Origin of the sequence: Phyllobacterium zundukense, assembly GCF_025452195.1 — a bacterium.
GTDB lineage: Bacteria > Pseudomonadota > Alphaproteobacteria > Rhizobiales > Rhizobiaceae > Phyllobacterium > Phyllobacterium zundukense_A.
Genome location: NZ_CP104973.1, coordinates 810,823 through 826,663 on the forward strand (window position 1 = coordinate 810,823; position 15,841 = coordinate 826,663).

The window sequence follows — 15,841 nt, forward strand, 5'->3', positions numbered from 1 at the left end:
CATTGCAATCATATTAGCCGATATATACCTAGTTGAGAAGCTCATAGGTGATGATGACAAGACAAATTGCAATCACCCAGAGCGCGATACGCCCTGAGCGCGTATGGCGGGCCTCTGCCTTGCCGATAGCGTGTGCCGTCTGTTCGTCAAACCGCAAGCCATCTTCGGCCATCCTGTCGAGTTCCTTCGACAGACGGTCAGCGCGCCCGACCAATTCCGGCACCTGACGGGCCAGATGCAGGACTGCCTGAGCTCCTTCACGCGCATCGATGAGAATGCCCTGCGGCCCGAGATTGCGGCGAATCCAGCTACCGACCACCGGTTCCGAAGCCTTCCACATGTTGAAGTGCGGATCCAGCGTGCGCGATACCCCTTCCACCACAACCATGGTCTTCTGCAGCATGACAAGTTCGGGCCGCGTCTCCATGTCGAAGAGTTCTGTCACCTCGAAAAGCAGTGTGAGCAGCTTTGCCATGGAGATGGTTTCGGCAGGTTGGCCATGGATGGGCTCGCCGATGGCGCGAATTGCCTGTGCAAAGCTCGCGACATCGTGCCGATGCGGCACATAACCGGCCTCGAAATGCACTTCAGCAACACGGACATAGTCGCGTGTTATGAAGCCATAGAGGATTTCGGCGAGGAAACGGCGCTCCTTCTTGCCAAGCCGGCCGGTGATACCGAAATCCACCGCAACGATATGGCCCTCGTCGTCGACGAACAGATTGCCGGGATGCATGTCTGCATGGAAGAAGCCGTCACGCAATGTATGACGCAGGAATGACTGAATCAGCGTTTCGGCGAGCTTGATGAGGTTGTGTCCGGCTGCGCGCAAGCCCTCGATGTCCGACATTTTGACGCCATCGATCCACTCGAGGGTCAGCACATCGCGTCCTGTACGCTCCCAATCGACAGTCGGAACACGAAAGCCCGGATCATCCTTGGTATTCTCGCCGATCTCCGAGAGCGCAGCGGCTTCAAGGCGCAAATCCATCTCGATACGGGTCGTCTGCGCCAGCGTGCGCGTAACTTCAATCGGGCGCAGGCGGCGTGTGGCAGGTACATAGCGCTCCTGCCATCTTGCCGCCAAAAAGAAGCTCTCGAGGTCGTTGTTGAAACGCTGGCGCACACCAGGGCGCACAACCTTGACCGCGACCTTCTTGATATCGCCATTGCTTGCAACGAATGCCGGGTGCACCTGCGCAATCGATGCGGCGGCAATTGGTTCGTCAAGTCTTACAAAGAGGTCGGAAACAGGCCTTCCGAGCGAACCCTCGATAGCCTTGATCGAAGCGTCCATCGGGAAAAAATCGAGCTGATCCTGCAGGAGCGCCAGATCGTCGGCCACTTCGGTCCCGACCACATCGGGCCGCGTTGCGAGGAACTGCCCGAGCTTGACGTAGGACGGGCCAAGCTTGTTGATGGCGCGCGACATGCGCTCGGAGCGCTGCGCCGTCATGGCGCGGCGGCGTGCCAAAAGGCCGGCTACCCGGTGACCGAAGGCGGGGAGACCACTCAGGCCTTCGGCTGGCAAAGCAGATATGACGCCTTCACGCGTCATGATCCATCCGGCCCGCATCAGGCGAAATATTGCTGCAGGACTACTCATGCAGCAGTCACAGCTTCCAGCCGGAATGCAGCGCGGCAATACCACCAGTGAAATTGCGCCAACTGACCCGTTCGAACCCGGCCTTGCGGATCATCTCGGCAAAATCGGGCTGGCGCGGAAACTTGCGGATGGACTCCACCAGATATTGATAGCTGTCAGCATCGCCGGTCACGGCCTTGCCGATCTTTGGAATAGCATTGAACGACCACGCATCATAAATCTTGTCGAGAACCGGCAATTCGACCTCGGAGAATTCGAGGCAAAGGAAGCGTCCGCCGGGTTTCAGCACGCGAAAAGCCTCTGCCAACGCCTTGTCGATGTGCGGCACGTTGCGGATGCCGAAGGCGATCGTATAAGCGTCGAAACGCGCATCCTCGAAGGGAAGGTCTTCGGCATTGGCCTCAACAAACTCGGTATTGTCGGCAAGCCCCTTCTTTTCCGCGCGATCGCGACCGACACCAAGCATCGAACCATTGATATCAAGGATTGTCGCATGGGCATTGCGATTGGACGCTTCAACAATACGGAAGGCAACGTCACCGGTGCCGCCAGCCACGTCGAGCACTTTCCAGTTGGCCGTTCTTGAGGGGGCGAGCCAGGCAATCATCGAATCTTTCCAGACACGATGCAGGCCGCCAGACATCAAATCATTCATCACGTCATAGCGTTTGGCGACGCGGTGGAAGACGTCATTGACGCGTGTCTGCTTTTCCCCATCGCTGACGTCCTGAAACCCGAAGGACGTTTCCATGCCGCCATGGGCACCGGTGCGTTGCTGGCTCATTGTGCTACCTGTTTTTCAAATCGCCAGAACCATAGAAGATTGAAACGCATAAGGCTATTGTCTCTTGCGCGATGAAGCGCCGCGTTGATCTGTTTTGTCGGGAGTGACCGGGATGGTTTTGAAAGCCGAACTGCATTGCCATATCGAAGGCGCCGCCTCACCCCGGCTGGTCGAACGGAAAGCCACCAAATATGGTGCCGACGTCTCTGCATTCATCCAGAATGGCAGATTCGTCTGGCATGATTTCACCTCGTTCCTGCGCGCATTTGATCAGGCTTCGATGCTTTTCCGTACGGCAGAGGATTATGCTGATCTCGCGGAAGACTATCTTTTGTCGTTGAGCCGGCAAGACGCCATCTATTCGGAGTTTTTCATATCGACGGACCACGCCATCAGCGCTGGGCTCGACCCGCGCGCCTATATCGACGGTCTGGCGGAAGGCATCCAGCGTGCCAAAGCCGCGACCGGTATCGAAACCCGGATGATCGCGACAGGCCTGCGCCATAAGGGACCGGAGGCCGTCACGGCAGCAGCACAATACGTTGCCGCCAATCCGCACCCCCTGATCACCGGTTTCGGCATGGCGGGCGATGAGCGCATGCATCCCCCTAGTGATTTTGCGGCTGCATTCGATATTGCGCGCGATGCGGGGCTCGGCATAACTGTGCATGCGGGCGAGCTGGTGGGGTGGGAAAGCGTGGCTAACGCGCTAGACACTTTGAAACCCGCGCGTATTGGTCATGGTGTTCGCGCCATTGAAAATGCCGATCTCGTTAAGAGGCTGGCCGACGAGCAGATCGTTCTGGAGTGCTGTCCCGGCTCGAATATCTCGCTGGGCGTCTACCCGGATTTTCTATCCCATCCATTTGCCGCGCTTGCCGAGGCCGGTGTCCCGGTCACGCTCAATGCCGACGATCCGCCCTATTTCCACACGGATCTTGCGCGCGAATATGAGATCGCAGCTACATATTTCGGCCATGACGACGTGAAATTGACGGAAGTTACAGGGACGGCTCTCAAGGCGGCTTTTGTCGATGAAGACACGCGAACTGCACTGCTGGAGCGGCTCTACCCGGACAAAACTGTGCGCGCTACAGATGAGGTCTTTGCAGGATCGGTCTCAAGCAGCTAAGAGCCTGTCTTGAAACTCTACTACGGCGGTCATCTGACGTGGTTTTCTGCGCTTCCGGTGCTCACGTACTTAATGTACGCTGCGCTCCGGTCCTCGAAGACCACTCCATCTGACTCGCCGCAGCGACTTTCAAAACAGGCTCCAAAGTCTGCAGAATTTCTAGTAAAAGGGGTTTCCTATGGGCGTGACGATTGTTTCCCACCCGCTTGTCCAGCACAAGCTCACCATAATGCGCGACAAGGATACCTCTACCGCGGGCTTCCGGCGACTGCTCAAGGAAATATCGCTGCTCCTTTGCTATGAGGTGACGCGTGACCTGCAATTGACCAATATCCGCATCGAGACTCCTCTGACGGAAATGGATTCCCCGGTGATCGAGGGCAAGAAACTGGTCTTCGCCTCGATTCTGCGGGCGGGCAACGGCTTGCTCGAAGGTATGCTTGACCTGGTTCCCGCTGCACGGGTCGCGCATATCGGACTTTACCGCGATCATGAAACGTTGCTGCCGGTGGAGTACTATTTCAAGGCGCCCGAGGATATCGTCAACCGGCTGATCATCGTGGTCGATCCGATGCTTGCAACTGCAAACTCGGCTATCGCCGCTATCCAGAAGCTGAAGGATCGCGGGGCCAGCAATATCCGTTTCCTCTGCCTGCTCGCAGCGCCGGAAGGCATCGAGCGGTTTACCAATGCGCATCCGGACGTTCAGGTTTTCACCGCGGCGATCGACAGTCATTTGAATGAGAAGGGCTACATAGTTCCAGGCCTCGGTGATGCCGGTGACCGCATGTACGGGACGAAATAATCAGGGTCCTACCCGGCGAAGCACAGGGTTGACCGTGCGAGGCTTACGCTCGGAAAATCCATAGGCCGCCTGGATTACCTTTACTGCTGCTGCTGCATCGGCGTCGGTTCGGGCGTGGACCAAGGCAATCGGTTCTCCCTCTTCCATTCTTGCCCCGATTGGCTGTAGCGCCGTGATGCCGACCGCATGATCGATGGGGTCCTGCGGGCGAATGCGCCCACCGCCGAGTGTTACGACAGCCACCCCAATAGCGCGCGTATCGACGGCCGCGACATAGCCCGCCTGCACGGCTTTGACTTCGTGCGTGATGGGCGCAACAGCCAGATGCTGGCGCGTCCGGGAGATGAAATCCGTTGGCCCGCCGAGGCCTGCGACCATCCGGCCGAAGATCTCCGCCGCCTTGCCGCTGCTCAAGGCTTCGCTTGCCTTGTCGGTTGCGGCTTTATGATTTGGGGCAAGCTTGGCCGAAACCAGCATCTCTGCGGCAAGTGCCAGCGTGACCGCTTCAAGCCGCGTGTCACGCCGGTCTCCGGTAAGGAAATCGACGGCATTTCTGACCTCAACCGCATTGCCTGCGGCAAGTGCCAGAGGTTCGTTCATATCCGTGAGAACGGCAGTCGTTGTCAGCCCCGCTCCAGCCGCGACCGCAACAATGCTTTCAGCCAACGACACAGCATCGCGGTTTCTGGTCATGAAGGCGCCATTGCCCGATTTCACATCCAGCACCAGCGCATTGAGGCCAGCGGAAAGTTTCTTGGACAGGATTGAAGCGGTAATAAGCGGGATTGATCTCGACCGTCGCCGTCACATCGCGGATCGAATAGAACCGCTTGTCGGCGGGCGCCAGATTGGCGGTCTGGCCGATGATTGCGCAACCGACCTCGTGGACGACCTTGCGAAACAAAGCGTTGTCTGGCTGGCTGCGATAACCAGGGATCGAATCCATCTTGTCGAGCGTACCGCCGGTATGACCGAGCCCACGTCCCGAGATCATCGGCACATAGGCACCGCAGGCGGCTACGATTGGCGCGAGTATCAGCGAAACGTTGTCACCAACGCCGCCAGTCGAATGCTTGTCGACGGCGGGTCCGGGCAAGTCCGACCAATCAAGAATATCGCCGGAATCGCGCATAGCCAAGGTGAGGGCCACGGCTTCGTCGCGTTTCATTCCATTGAAAAATATGGCCATGGCAAAGGCGGCAACCTGTCCCTCGGTGATGGACCCTGAACTCATCGCATTGATGAAAGCCGTGATATCGGCAGCGTCAAGGGTATGACCGTCGCGCTTTCGCCGGATAATTTCTTGCGGCAACAACATCGTTTAGCCTATCTCCCGGATCAGTACACGGATGATCTTTTGAAGACGGGCGCCGCCCTTGGGCGCAACATCCTTGGTTTCTTCATGCGAAAGTTCCGCGCCAGTCATGCCTGCCCCATAATTCGTAACGACCGAGCAAGCTGCGACACGCAGTCCGAAGAATCGCGCCAGGATGACTTCCGGAACAGTGGACATGCCGACGGCGTCGGCGCCCAAGGTTCGCGACATACGAATTTCTGCCGGCGTTTCAAAGGAGGGACCTGAAAACCACATGTAGACCCCCTGTTCCAGCTTTTCGTCCGCCTCGCCGGCAGCAACGAGAAACGCGTCTTTCAGTTGTCTGTCGTAAGCTGTCGTCATGCCGACGAAGCGCTGGTCGGACGGCTCCCCGATGAGGGGGTTGAGGCCGGAGAAATTGATATGATCATCGATCAGCATCAGGCTACCCGGCGCAAGATCGTGGCGCACCGAGCCGGCCGCATTGGTGAGGATCAGCATCTCGATGCCGAGATCGGCAAGCGCAGCGATAACCGGCCGCATGACCGAGGCATCTCCCTTCTCGTAATAATGGGCGCGACCAGCCAGCATCAGAACGGGCTTGCCCGAGAGATAACCGGCAACGACCTCCCCGGCATGCCCCGAAACGCCACTATGCGGAAAGCCGGGCAGGTCGGCGTAAGGAATGCGAACCGCATCTTCCACAGCATCGACCAGTGAACCGAGACCGGAGCCGAGGACAAGCGCAACACGCGGTGCCAAACCGTTAAGCTTCTGAAAAAGCGCATTGGTCGCAGGTGCGATCATGTGGCACCCTTGCCCAGAACTTCCGCCTCGAAGCCGTAGGGGAAAATATCCTTCATGGTCAGCGTTTCAACGATGCCATTGTTATCGCAAAGGTGCAGACGGGTATCTGGCCCGGCGAACTCCGCCAAACGCTGACGGCAGCCTCCGCAAGGCGTACATTTCGCCTTCTTTTCCGCAACGACCGCGATATCCGTGATCGTACCGCCGCCACCCATGACGAAGTGCCCCAGCGCCGTCGTTTCGGCACACCAGCCTTCAGGATAGGAGATGACCTCGATATTGCAGCCGGAATAAATGCGGCCATCACTGGTGCGAATGGCCGCGCCAACCGGAAACTGCGAATAGGGCGAGTGCGTCTTCTGCATCGCGGAAAACGCCGCGTCGAACAGGTCTTTCATTATCTCTCTTTCACATAGGCGACGCCGCCGGCCTTTGGCGGGATCGCCTTGCCGATGAAACCGGCCAGAAGCACAACGGTCAATATATAGGGCAAAGCCTGCATGAATTGCACGGGCACCTCGCCTATAAGTGGCAGTGGATGGCCCTGCATGCGTATTCCCACAGCGTCTAGAAAACCAAACAGCAGGCATGCGAACATGGCCTGAACCGGACGCCATTTGGCGAAGATCAATGCCGCAAGCGCGATGTACCCCTTACCGGCAGTCATGTCCTTGACGAAACCGGCACCTTGCGCCGTCGCCAGATAGGCGCCCGCGATACCGCAAAGCACGCCGCAGCATATCACCGCGCGGTAGCGCAGCCATGGTACCGAGATGCCGGCGGTATCCACAGCTGCAGGATTTTCACCAACCGCGCGCAGGCGCAGGCCAAAGCGCGTGCGATAGAGCACCCACCACGTAAACGGCACTAGCAAGAACGCGAGATAGACCAGCACCGAATGGCCGGAGATCAGTTCGTAGTAGAACGGGCCGATGACCGGCACGCCGCGCATGGCTTCTGCACCGGGAAGATTGATCGGATTGAAGCGCGCAGCATTCGGCAAGGAAGGCGTGCGCCCACCTTGGCTGAACCACGCCTGACCGAGGATGACGGTCGTGCCGGCAGCGATGAAATTGATCGCAACGCCAGAGACAATCTGATTGCCGCGGTGGGTTATGGACGCGAAACCATGCACGAGCCCGAGGGCGACCGATACCAGAACTGCCGCGAGCAACGCGAGATAAGCAGAACCAAACCACGTCGCGACTGCGCCAGCGGCAAAGGCCCCGGCCAGCATCTTGCCCTCAAGGCCAATGTCGAAAATGCCGGCGCGCTCGGAATAGAGCCCGGCAAGACAGGCAAGCAGGAGAGGCGCCGAAAGCCTGATCGTCGAATCGAAAAGCTGCAAGACCGTTGTGAAAGACTCCATTACTGGTTTCCTCCGGCAATGGCGGCTGCGGCAGTTCGATTTTTTGCACGTCCAAGACGATAGAATATCCGTTGCAGCGAGGGCCGGAACATATGTTCGAGGGCGCCCGCAAAGAGGATAACCAAGCCCTGAATAATGACAATCATATCGCGCGATATATTGGGCATATCGAATGCGATTTCCGCGCCGCCCTGATAGAGCATGCCGAAGAGGATCGCCGCGAGGACGATTCCGGCCGGATGCGACCTGCCCATCAATGCGACGGCAATACCAACGAAGCCGGCACCGGCGACGAAATCCAGCTGCATACGATGTTGCGCCCCCATGATCGGATTAAGTGCCATCATTCCTGCCAGCGCTCCCGAAATCATCATCGTGATGATGACGATCCGTAGCTCGCTGATACCGGCATAGCGAGCCGCTTTGGGGCTAAAACCCATGGTACGAATCTCATAGCCGAGCTTGGTGCGCCAGATCAGCACCCAGACCAGAAAGGCCGCCACCAGCGCCAGCAGGAAACTGACATTCAAGGGAGCCGAGCGCATTGAGAGACCAACGAGATCGAGCAGCCAGCCGAGACCCGGCAACTGTCCACCCTCGGCAAAGACGCGCGTTTCCGGCGCCTGGCTGCCCGCCGGCTTCAGCACGCCTACCAGCACGTAGACCATGATGCTTGCAGCGATGAAATTGAACATGATCGTCGTGATGACGACATGTGAGCCGCGCTTGGCCTGAAGCCATGCGGGGATGAGCGCCCACAGCGCTCCAACCAGCGCCGAGGCGAGGATCGCCAAAGGGAAAGTCAGCCACCAGGGCAGAAAATTGCCGAGCCAGAGTCCGACCAGCGAAACACCAAGACCGCCAATATAGGCTTGGCCCTCCCCGCCAATGTTGAACAGTCCGCAATGGAAAGCAACGGCCACGCAAAGACCGGTGAAGATGAAGTTCGTCGCATAATAAAGCGTGTAGCCCACACCGTCACCCGAACCGAATGCGCCCTTCACCATCAGGACAGCCGCATCGATCGGGCTCTCGCCGACCAGAAGCACCACGAGGCCAGCGACTAGAAATGCAACAATCAGATTGATCAGCGGAAGAAGCCCATAATCCGCCCAGGCAGGCAGTTTGGCAAAAGGTTGGCTCATGGCAAGGTCTCGATAATTTCGTCGGACGTGGTGATGCGGGCATACTCGCCGCCCAGCACGGACAATGCCAGCGCGTGTACGTCCTCGGCCGCCCACAGCTTGCCGCGATAATCCCTCCTGTCGATGCTTGCAACGGCATCCTCCGGGATACCCACCTCAAATCCGAGATTGGCCGCCATGCGTACAGTCGCGTCAACCGAATTTTCCAGAAGAACACCCGTGACGACAAGGCTGTGAACCTGCAACTCGTCCAGAACATCCATCAGATCCGTGCCGATGAAGGCATTATTGGTCCGCTTATCGACGACGGGTTCGCCGACGTGTGGAGCGACCTCCGATTTGAATTCATTGCCCTCGGTGCCGGGCCTGTAGGGCGACGCCGGATCAGTGGAATCGTGCCGGATATGAATGACCGGCAGCCGCCGCTCGCGCCAGGCGGCAAGCAATTTGGCGATCATGGCCTCGGTGTCTGGCTGGCCGCGCCTTCCCCACTTTGGATCATCGATGGCATTTTGCACGTCGACGACGATAAGCGCCTGCGTCGTCATTCCGCGGCCTCCTTGTGTTCGACACCAGCCATCAGCAAGCCAAGTTCGCCCTCATCGGCATTGGAGTCCCGTTCGCCGACGATGCGACCGGCAAACATCACCAGGATGCGATCAGAAAGCGAGCGAATCTCATCGAGTTCAACCGAAACAAGCAGCACCGCCTTGCCGGCGTCGCGCATCTCGATGATGCGCTTGTGGATGAATTCGATCGCTCCGACATCCACGCCGCGTGTCGGCTGGCCGATGATCAGGACCCCCGGGTCGCGTTCCATTTCGCGCGCAAGCACGATCTTTTGCTGGTTACCGCCGGAGAAATTGGCGGTCTTCAGCCGCGGATCACTTGGCCGGATATCGTATTTCTCGATCTTCTTGCGCGCATCCGCCTTTATCGCCTCCAGATCAAGAAATGGCCCATTCAAATAGAGCGGGTCGTCATGATAGCCGAGGATAGAGTTTTCATACTCTTCGAAGGCGAGAACCAGCCCCATGTGGTGGCGATCTTCCGGCACATGTGCGAGGCCCCGATCGCGCAATTCTCCGGGATCCGCAGCGCCGGTTATATCGATGATCTGGCCGTCGAGCAGCACGCGGCCCGAAACGGCAGCGCGGATACCCGCGATGGTTTCGATCAGCTGCGACTGGCCGTTACCTGCAACACCTGCAATCCCGACAATTTCGCCTGCGCGCACCGTGAACGACGCGTCATCGACCATCACCACGCCGCGGCTGTCGCGCACTGTCAGGTTTTCGACGGAGAGCTTGATATCGCCTGGCTTCGCCTCGCCCTTTTGCACCCTCAGAAGCACGCGGCGGCCGACCATCAGTTCAGCCAGTTCTTCGACAGTGGTTTCCTCGGTCTTGCGCGTTGCAACGACCGCACCCTGCCGCATTACCGAAACATTGTCCGTCACCGCCATGATCTCGCGGAGCTTGTGCGTGATGAGCACAATCGTCTTGCCCTGACTTTTCAACTGCTCGAGAATACGGAAAAGGTGATCGGCCTCCGGTGGTGTCAAAACGCCGGTCGGCTCATCGAGCACGAGGATTTCAGCGCCGCGATAGAGTGCTTTCAGGATTTCCACGCGCTGCTGCAGCCCTACCGGCAGCTCCTCGATCAGCGCATCGGGGTCGACATCGAGCTGGTATTCCCGTTCGAGCCGCTTCAGTTCGGCACGAGCCTTGGAGATGCCGTTCTTGAGCAGTGGCGCACCCTCGACACCGAGCATGACATTTTCAAGCACGGTGAACTTTTCAACCAGCATGAAATGCTGATGCACCATGCCGATGCCGAGCGCGATGGCGGCGTTGGGATCTGCGATCCTGGTCGTTTGCCCATTGATGCGTATCTCGCCGCTGTCAGCTTGATAAAATCCGTAGAGGATCGACATCAGGGTAGATTTGCCCGCGCCGTTCTCACCGATGATGCCATGGATCGTGCCCTTTTCGACACGCATATGGATATCGCGATTGGCATGAACGGCACCAAAGCGCTTATCGATTCCAACTAGTTCGATCGCCGGTTCGGCCATATCCCCATCCGCTGTTGTTCAGCTTTTCGTCTTTTCAAGCTTTCGACCCTAACACGGGATTTTTTTCTTTCCAGTCAAGAAACACAAGAATAGACAAGCAAATGAAGATGGAGACGAGCAATGACAGCCGACGACCCCGAGCGTTTGACCCGCCTCGAAATTCTTGTGACGGAGCATGAAAAAACCGTCGAGGAGCTTTCCGGCCAGATCGCGGAGCAATGGAAAGTGATCGAAGCCATGCGCCGCAAGCTCGACGCGCTGACGGATCGATTTCTGGTTCTGGAGGAGCAGACGGCGCCCGATGTTCCCGTGACCAAACCGCCGCATTATTGATGATCAAAATTGAGCCTCTGGAGAACCACCCTGAGCTAGTGCCGTTGTGTGCATGTTGGAATTTCGAGGAATGGGGCCGAACATTGCAAGAGACCATCGACGGGTTCAAACCCTTTCTAAACCCGGCGGGCCAGCAAAGAGCCTTCATAGGTTTTGACAACGACTTGCCAGCAGGCTTGGTGCTTCTGATTGACAACGACCTTGAAAGCCATCCGCACTTGAAGCCATGGCTTGCCAGCCTCTTTGTGGTGCCTGAAATGCGTGGGAAGGGCATCGGAACCGCATTGATCCACGCTGTGGAAAATACCGCGCGCGATCAAAGGCATGCGGCGCTTTATCTTTATACGGGCAAGGCCAACTACTATCGAAATCTCGACTGGCAAGACCATGAAGCGCTTGGCGGCGACTACAATGGTTTGATGATCCTCATTCGCAAACTTTGACTACGGCCGGCCCTTCAGCGCCTCGACCATAAGTTTGACGCCTAGCGCTCCCATCACCATACCCGCGCCCCGATCGATCCACTGTTTTAGCCGGATATAGACAGACCGCGCGCGCGAACCTGAAAACGCGAAGGCGACGACGGCGTACCAGCCGGCTTCGACGCAAAACAGCATTGGCGGCAACGCCAAGAGCAGCCATAGCGGCGGCGAAGGCGGCATGAGAGCGGCAAAAATGCTGGCATAGACGATCGAGGTCTTGGGGTTGCTGAGCTGTGTGATCAGCCCGAGGAAAAACGCGCGGGAAACGGATATGGCCTTCGTGGTTTCGCCAGCGCCTGACGTCGTCAATGGTTCAGACGCTCCGCGCCAGATGCGAATACCGATGTAGATCAGATAGGCTCCGCCAAGCAGCTTGAGAATAAGGTAGAGCCACTCGAACTGCATCAACAACGCCGTAAGGCCGAGGACGGCGAGCGCCGCAAATATGGCGCCGCCAAGACCCATGCCCAAAGCTGAAGCAAGACCATGCGTCCGCGACGATGCGATGGCAACGCGTGAGACAAGCACGAAGCTTGGGCCGGGGCTCATTGCGCCAATGAAAATTGTGGCGAGGATGCTGAGAAGGACTGCAACAGCTGTCATGGAACATTCTCCTTTCATGCAATCTTCAAGCGAAAACCGCCGATCCTATGGCCGGCGGTTTCAATGACTAGGGCAATTCCGTTTTTGGAATAGCCTAACTCTTTGTTTTTACGCAATTCCGAACGGAAAACCGGTTCCCACTTTTCCTGGAATTGCTCCAGCATTGCTTATTTGTACGGGCAGGCATTGTCCGAGAAATAGCTGTGAACCTTGATCTTGCCGGAAATGATATCCGCCTTGGCAGCTTCGACAGCCTTCTTGACATCGTCGGTCATCAGTTTGGCGTTGTTCTCGTCGACTGCATAATCGACGCCGCCTTCCTTGACGCCGAGAACATTGACCCCTGGTGTGAACTTGCCATCCGCAGCATCCTTGAAAGCATTATAGGTCGCAACGTCGACACGCTTGAGCATCGAAGTCAAAACCTTGCCCGGATGCAAGCCGTTCTGATTGGAATCGACACCGATTGCCAATTTGTCAGCGTCGGCAGCCGTTTGAAGAACGCCGATGCCCGTGCCGCCGGCAGCCGCGAAGATAACGTCGGAACCCTGGTCAATCTGCGACTTTGCGATTTCGCCACCCTTGGCCGGATCATTCCATGCCGCAGGCGTATCGCCGGTCATGTTCTGGATTACCTTGGCGTCGGGATTTGTAGCCTTGACACCGCCAACATAGCCGCAGCCGAAATTGCGGATGAGCGGAACGTCCATGCCGCCGATGAAGCTGACGGTTCCGGTTTTCGACGATTTTGCCGCGATCACGCCAACAAGATAGGAACCCTCATTGTCATTGAACACAACGGAGCGCACGTTCGGCTTGTCAACTTCCGCATCGATAATGACAAATTTGGTCTCCGGAAACTCCGCAGCGACCTTTTCGATCGCAGCTGCGGCGGAGAAACCCGCGATAACAATAGGTGAATTGCCGTCCGATGCGAATTTGCGCAAAGCCTGTTCGCGCTGGGCCTCGTTCTGGATTTCGAACTCGCGATATTTGACGCCGGAGTCGGCCGTATATTTTTCGGCGCCATTGAACGCGGCTTCGTTGAAGGATTTGTCGAATTTTCCGCCAAGATCGTAAATGACGGCCGGCTTGTCATCCGCAGCAAAGGCCGAGACGGACATTGCTGTGGCAGCCAGGAGACCAAGAACAACACGCTTCATTTGATACCAACCCTCTGGATTTTGTTGAGCAGATTCAACTTCTGTTGAGCCTTAAAATCGTTGCGGATGGTCACTCCCCAGCCGCCCCGGAAGCAATCTTGCATGCCAAGAAGCAAAATTCACGCGGAATTTTGCCTCTTGGTCAAAGATCCTCCAAAAATACAGCCAAGTCAGTCTGTTAGGCGTTAACTGGCAGGAGACACCATAGCGCGCAGACACAGGAACCGGCCAGGATCCCGATAGGCCTCCTTCAACGGTTACAGGCTTCGGCTGCTCAACGAGCGGAGAAGCGACCGGCCCTGCTCTCGCGTTTATAACCCATCGCATAGAACAGAAATGCGAGCAGCGCGAAAACGCTGAAGGTAGGCGCCTCGAGTATCCAGAGCATCAAAGGGTCCCATAGTATTGGGGATATGTGGGTTTTGATGCTTGTTTGAGCGAGGGCGAGCGAGGAAGCGGAGAGCGACTGCCAGCTGTCCTGCAGCGATGTCATCATCAATTGCGATGCCCCGACAGAACGCGCCGCATCGAGAACGGCCGCAATGATCGCCAAGCTTAAAGCGACATAGGCGAGAAGCCTGAACATAAATCGGATCACAATGATCTCCAGGATAAGGCAATACAATCGGTCTTTCACCGCTCGAATAACATCGTAGCGCCGGATCGAGGCCAGATGAATTCACTTTTACCGGTATTTTGATGGGATAGGATGAATTATTCGAAAAAATTCCCAGCAATTTCAGCAGGAAATCCGGCAAATCCATACAAAGCACGATTATGTTGAAATAGGTGTTGATCAAGTGCCTGTTCTGACTATAGTGCGCGCCGCACGGGGTCACTGTCGGCTAACCATCGACGGGTGTCGCGTGTCTATCCAGATTTGAGTGACCGATGGTTGACGGTGCTCTTGAAGCCGGTTTTTCCGGCTGCAGTAAAACAACCCGACTGGCCAGATGCCGGCCGTATGCGGAGAGGTGGCCGAGTGGTTGAAGGCGCACGCCTGGAAAGTGTGTTTACGTCAAAAGCGTAACGCGGGTTCGAATCCCGCTCTCTCCGCCATTCTGACAAACTCACGCATCAGTAGCTTCCCTGCATCATGTCTTGCGAACTGCCTTTATACGCGCCATCCCAAGTTGTATAAGTCTTGTATCACTTTCGTCGCTCTACAAATTAATAGATTTCGAATTGCTTCCAATTGTACTAATTTACTTAAATAGCGGGAAATCTGCTTGTTGTAGCGTCATTGCATCGAGACAAGGAGACCCCCTTACGATGGCAAACGCACCTGAAGCTTCCAAATTTTCTTCAATACAACTGCCCAAAAATGTTCAGTTTTCTCTATTCTCGTCAAGGCTGACGGGGATTGTACTCACCATTGGTTTGTTGGGGGTATTCGGCTTGACAGAGACCGCCCAAGCACAATCATCTTCGCTCGAAATTGCATACCCAGGAAGCCTGAAGGCGGCCACAAAAATTGGTAAACCTGCGAAAATCAAAAAGGCTGGTTCTGCGGTCATCATCAAGGCCTCTTACCTTGGCAGCGCCCCCTGGATCTGCACGCCAAGCGGGTTTGGCAGAACGTCGCGGTGCTTCGCACGATAGACAGCCGTTATGGGGTTCGAAGCCCATTTGTTCATACCGCCTGACGCGGGCAGTAAAACCGGACAGTGCATCTGTCCGGTTTTCGAAGAACCGGAACGATTTACCTCGTTGGCGATAATTTCATTCGCATCCGATCGAATCGCGCCGTGGCGTAGTCTCCAGCCTGGACCTTACGATATTCGTCACTTGCGCTTCCTGGACTGGTCTTGAAAGCATACCATTCTCCGTTCGGTTCGCGCTTCTGGAAGATCGTGTTTCCCTTCTTGCGGTGGCTGAAACATGTCAAGGCATCTGCTTTGCCACTTTTCGCGTACCACATAGCCTTGAAGCAGAGTTTACCCGGATCCGTAACAAACCAGTGCCCGGTGCCGTATGAACCTGCCCCCTCCCTTGTCCAGGCCTTGAACTCGCGTTGCTTCACGGCGAAGTAGCCGGCGCCATCCTTCCAGATCCAGGAATGATTGCCATAGAGTTTAACCAAATCCTTGCTGGTCAGAGGCTCAGACATTGCCGGGGGCTTTGCCATTTTGCTCTGCGCTGCGTCAGCGTTGAAGGTGCTGGCGCCGATGGCAGCAATGATCGTGCACAGAAGCGGTAGTTTTCTAAATTTTCTCATTT

At 56.7% G+C, this 15,841-nt stretch carries 17 protein-coding genes, 1 tRNA gene and 1 pseudogene; 6 read left to right on the top strand and 13 right to left on the bottom strand.

Annotation, left to right across the window (positions count from 1 at the left end; translation table 11 throughout):
- Positions 1-28: 28 nt before the first annotated feature.
- Together ubiB and ubiE are read right to left on the bottom strand one after the other, a co-directional pair.
- A complete protein-coding gene (gene ubiB, locus N8E88_RS16320) occupies positions 29-1,606 on the bottom strand; it encodes a 2-polyprenylphenol 6-hydroxylase (RefSeq protein ID WP_262294589.1) in 1,578 nt (525 codons plus the stop codon).
- 7 nt (positions 1,607-1,613) lie between these two features.
- Entirely contained in the window at positions 1,614-2,390 is a 777-nt protein-coding gene (gene ubiE / locus N8E88_RS16325; RefSeq protein WP_262294590.1) for a bifunctional demethylmenaquinone methyltransferase/2-methoxy-6-polyprenyl-1,4-benzoquinol methylase UbiE, read from the bottom strand.
- Between the two features lie 112 nt (positions 2,391-2,502).
- Here ubiE and N8E88_RS16330 point away from each other — a divergent pair, with 112 nt between their 5' ends.
- Together N8E88_RS16330 and upp are read left to right on the top strand one after the other, a co-directional pair.
- Positions 2,503-3,522 (top strand): adenosine deaminase, encoded by a 1,020-nt coding sequence (locus N8E88_RS16330; RefSeq protein ID WP_262294591.1) that lies wholly within the window; start codon positions 2,503-2,505, stop codon positions 3,520-3,522.
- Between the two features lie 178 nt (positions 3,523-3,700).
- A complete protein-coding gene (gene upp, locus N8E88_RS16335) occupies positions 3,701-4,327 on the top strand; it encodes a uracil phosphoribosyltransferase (RefSeq protein ID WP_112525651.1) in 627 nt (208 codons plus the stop codon).
- Here upp and deoA read toward each other — a convergent pair.
- From deoA to N8E88_RS16370, 7 genes and pseudogenes are all read right to left on the bottom strand, one after another.
- Positions 4,328-5,642: pseudogene (deoA, locus tag N8E88_RS16340) on the bottom strand (thymidine phosphorylase). It lies immediately after the preceding gene.
- Between the two features lie 6 nt (positions 5,643-5,648).
- Positions 5,649-6,449 carry a purine-nucleoside phosphorylase gene (locus N8E88_RS16345; RefSeq protein ID WP_262294592.1) on the bottom strand — a complete coding sequence of 267 codons (801 nt, stop codon included), beginning with the start codon at positions 6,447-6,449 and terminating at the stop codon, positions 5,649-5,651.
- On the bottom strand, positions 6,446-6,850 hold the full coding sequence (locus N8E88_RS16350) for a cytidine deaminase (RefSeq protein ID WP_262295502.1): 405 nt from the start codon (positions 6,848-6,850) through the stop codon (positions 6,446-6,448). Before N8E88_RS16350 ends, N8E88_RS16345 begins: the two co-directional genes overlap by 4 nt.
- Positions 6,847-7,818 (bottom strand): ABC transporter permease, encoded by a 972-nt coding sequence (locus tag N8E88_RS16355; protein WP_262294593.1) that lies wholly within the window; start codon positions 7,816-7,818, stop codon positions 6,847-6,849. The genes N8E88_RS16350 and N8E88_RS16355 overlap by 4 nt, the downstream gene beginning before the upstream one ends.
- Positions 7,818-8,963: an ABC transporter permease gene (locus N8E88_RS16360; RefSeq protein ID WP_262294594.1), complete on the bottom strand. Its 1,146-nt coding sequence runs from the start codon at positions 8,961-8,963 to the stop codon at positions 7,818-7,820. The genes N8E88_RS16355 and N8E88_RS16360 overlap by 1 nt, the downstream gene beginning before the upstream one ends.
- Positions 8,960-9,511 carry a cysteine hydrolase family protein gene (locus N8E88_RS16365; RefSeq protein WP_262294595.1) on the bottom strand — a complete coding sequence of 184 codons (552 nt, stop codon included), beginning with the start codon at positions 9,509-9,511 and terminating at the stop codon, positions 8,960-8,962. The genes N8E88_RS16360 and N8E88_RS16365 overlap by 4 nt, the downstream gene beginning before the upstream one ends.
- Complete coding sequence (locus tag N8E88_RS16370; protein ID WP_262294596.1) at positions 9,508-11,040, bottom strand: ABC transporter ATP-binding protein; 1,533 nt, start codon at positions 11,038-11,040, stop codon at positions 9,508-9,510. Before N8E88_RS16370 ends, N8E88_RS16365 begins: the two co-directional genes overlap by 4 nt.
- Positions 11,041-11,160: 120 nt before the next feature.
- Here N8E88_RS16370 and N8E88_RS16375 point away from each other — a divergent pair, with 120 nt between their 5' ends.
- Together N8E88_RS16375 and N8E88_RS16380 are read left to right on the top strand one after the other, a co-directional pair.
- On the top strand, positions 11,161-11,373 hold the full coding sequence (locus N8E88_RS16375) for a SlyX family protein (protein ID WP_114431425.1): 213 nt from the start codon (positions 11,161-11,163) through the stop codon (positions 11,371-11,373).
- Between the two features lie 83 nt (positions 11,374-11,456).
- Positions 11,457-11,816, top strand: a complete 360-nt coding sequence (locus N8E88_RS16380) for a GNAT family N-acetyltransferase (RefSeq protein ID WP_262294597.1) — start codon at positions 11,457-11,459, stop codon at positions 11,814-11,816.
- Here the strand turns inward: N8E88_RS16380 and N8E88_RS16385 are convergent, their stop codons facing one another.
- From N8E88_RS16385 to N8E88_RS16395, 3 genes are all read right to left on the bottom strand, one after another.
- On the bottom strand, positions 11,817-12,458 hold the full coding sequence (locus N8E88_RS16385; protein WP_262294598.1) for a LysE family translocator: 642 nt from the start codon (positions 12,456-12,458) through the stop codon (positions 11,817-11,819).
- A 167-nt stretch (positions 12,459-12,625) separates the two neighbouring features.
- Complete coding sequence (locus tag N8E88_RS16390) at positions 12,626-13,621, bottom strand: BMP family lipoprotein (RefSeq protein WP_262294599.1); 996 nt, start codon at positions 13,619-13,621, stop codon at positions 12,626-12,628.
- 274 nt (positions 13,622-13,895) lie between these two features.
- A complete protein-coding gene (locus N8E88_RS16395; protein WP_262294600.1) occupies positions 13,896-14,219 on the bottom strand; it encodes a hypothetical protein in 324 nt (107 codons plus the stop codon).
- Positions 14,220-14,589: 370 nt separating this feature from the next.
- Between N8E88_RS16395 and N8E88_RS16400 the strand changes: the two genes are divergently transcribed.
- Both N8E88_RS16400 and N8E88_RS16405 read left to right on the top strand, forming a co-directional pair.
- Positions 14,590-14,680, top strand: a tRNA-Ser gene (locus N8E88_RS16400).
- 213 nt (positions 14,681-14,893) lie between these two features.
- Positions 14,894-15,223, top strand: a complete 330-nt coding sequence (locus N8E88_RS16405; RefSeq protein ID WP_262294601.1) for a hypothetical protein — start codon at positions 14,894-14,896, stop codon at positions 15,221-15,223.
- Between the two features lie 100 nt (positions 15,224-15,323).
- Here N8E88_RS16405 and N8E88_RS16410 read toward each other — a convergent pair whose 3' ends face one another.
- Positions 15,324-15,839, bottom strand: a complete 516-nt coding sequence (locus tag N8E88_RS16410) for a DUF995 domain-containing protein (protein WP_262294602.1) — start codon at positions 15,837-15,839, stop codon at positions 15,324-15,326.
- Positions 15,840-15,841: the final 2 nt, after the last annotated feature.

What these genes read in the sequence shown, in the direction of transcription:
- N8E88_RS16355 (WP_262294593.1), bottom strand. Translation starts at nt 7,818, where the DNA reads ATGGAGTCTTTCACAACGGTCTTGCAGCTTTTCGATTCGACGATCAGG.
- N8E88_RS16405 (WP_262294601.1), top strand. Translation starts at nt 14,894, where the DNA reads ATGGCAAACGCACCTGAAGCTTCCAAATTTTCTTCAATACAACTGCCC.
- N8E88_RS16410 (WP_262294602.1), bottom strand. Translation starts at nt 15,839, where the DNA reads ATGAGAAAATTTAGAAAACTACCGCTTCTGTGCACGATCATTGCTGCC.
- N8E88_RS16330 (WP_262294591.1), top strand. Translation starts at nt 2,503, where the DNA reads ATGGTTTTGAAAGCCGAACTGCATTGCCATATCGAAGGCGCCGCCTCA.
- N8E88_RS16375 (WP_114431425.1), top strand. Translation starts at nt 11,161, where the DNA reads ATGACAGCCGACGACCCCGAGCGTTTGACCCGCCTCGAAATTCTTGTG.
- ubiE (WP_262294590.1), bottom strand. Translation starts at nt 2,390, where the DNA reads ATGAGCCAGCAACGCACCGGTGCCCATGGCGGCATGGAAACGTCCTTC.
- upp (WP_112525651.1), top strand. Translation starts at nt 3,701, where the DNA reads ATGGGCGTGACGATTGTTTCCCACCCGCTTGTCCAGCACAAGCTCACC.
- N8E88_RS16345 (WP_262294592.1), bottom strand. Translation starts at nt 6,449, where the DNA reads ATGATCGCACCTGCGACCAATGCGCTTTTTCAGAAGCTTAACGGTTTG.
- N8E88_RS16385 (WP_262294598.1), bottom strand. Translation starts at nt 12,458, where the DNA reads ATGACAGCTGTTGCAGTCCTTCTCAGCATCCTCGCCACAATTTTCATT.
- ubiB (WP_262294589.1), bottom strand. Translation starts at nt 1,606, where the DNA reads ATGAGTAGTCCTGCAGCAATATTTCGCCTGATGCGGGCCGGATGGATC.
- N8E88_RS16390 (WP_262294599.1), bottom strand. Translation starts at nt 13,621, where the DNA reads ATGAAGCGTGTTGTTCTTGGTCTCCTGGCTGCCACAGCAATGTCCGTC.
- N8E88_RS16365 (WP_262294595.1), bottom strand. Translation starts at nt 9,511, where the DNA reads ATGACGACGCAGGCGCTTATCGTCGTCGACGTGCAAAATGCCATCGAT.
- N8E88_RS16360 (WP_262294594.1), bottom strand. Translation starts at nt 8,963, where the DNA reads ATGAGCCAACCTTTTGCCAAACTGCCTGCCTGGGCGGATTATGGGCTT.
- N8E88_RS16370 (WP_262294596.1), bottom strand. Translation starts at nt 11,040, where the DNA reads ATGGCCGAACCGGCGATCGAACTAGTTGGAATCGATAAGCGCTTTGGT.